Below are 771 nucleotides of genomic sequence, written 5' to 3'. Positions count from 1 at the left end.
AAAATGAAAAAGGTAGTCTATTAGTTGATGTTGGTTTGACTGGCAAGAAAATGGAAGAATTGTTTAGTCAAATTGACCGTAATATTCAAGATTTAAATGGTATTTTAGTAACCCATGAACATATTGACCATATTAAAGGTTTAGGTGTTTTAGCGCGTAAATATCAATTGCCAATTTATGCGAATGAAAAGACTTGGCAAGCTATTGAAAAGAAAGATAGTCGCATCCCTATGGATCAGAAATTCATTTTTAATCCTTATGAAACGAAATCTATTGCAGGTTTCGATGTTGAATCGTTTAACGTGTCACATGATGCGATAGATCCGCAATTTTATATTTTCCATAATAACTATAAGAAGTTTACGATTTTAACGGATACGGGATATGTGTCGGATCGTATGAAAGGTATGATACGTGGCAGCGATGCGTTTATTTTTGAGAGTAATCATGACGTCGATATGTTGAGAATGTGTCGTTATCCATGGAAGACGAAACAACGTATTTTAGGCGATATGGGACATGTATCTAATGAGGATGCGGGCCATGCGATGACGGATGTGATTACAGGCAACACGAAACGTATTTACCTATCACATTTATCACAAGATAATAATATGAAAGATTTGGCGCGTATGAGTGTTGGTCAAGTATTGAACGAACACGATATTGATACGGAAAAAGAAGTATTGCTATGTGATACGGATAAAGCTATTCCAACGCCAATATATACAATATAAATGAGAGTCACCCTATAAAGTTCGGCACTGCTGT

The 771-nt window shown here is 35.7% G+C and carries 1 protein-coding gene; it reads left to right on the top strand.

Translation table 11 applies throughout. The annotated features are described in order from the left end of the window. Positions 1-737, top strand: a 737-nt coding sequence (locus IDG60_RS27870; protein WP_206161009.1) for an MBL fold metallo-hydrolase, incomplete at its 5' end; no start/stop codon positions are given. Positions 738-771 lie beyond the last annotated feature (34 nt).

The sequence above is a fragment of the Staphylococcus sp. EG-SA-2 genome, from assembly GCF_017152085.1.
Note: the sequence above shows the minus strand (reverse complement) of the source record. Positions and strands in the feature narration are given on the sequence as shown.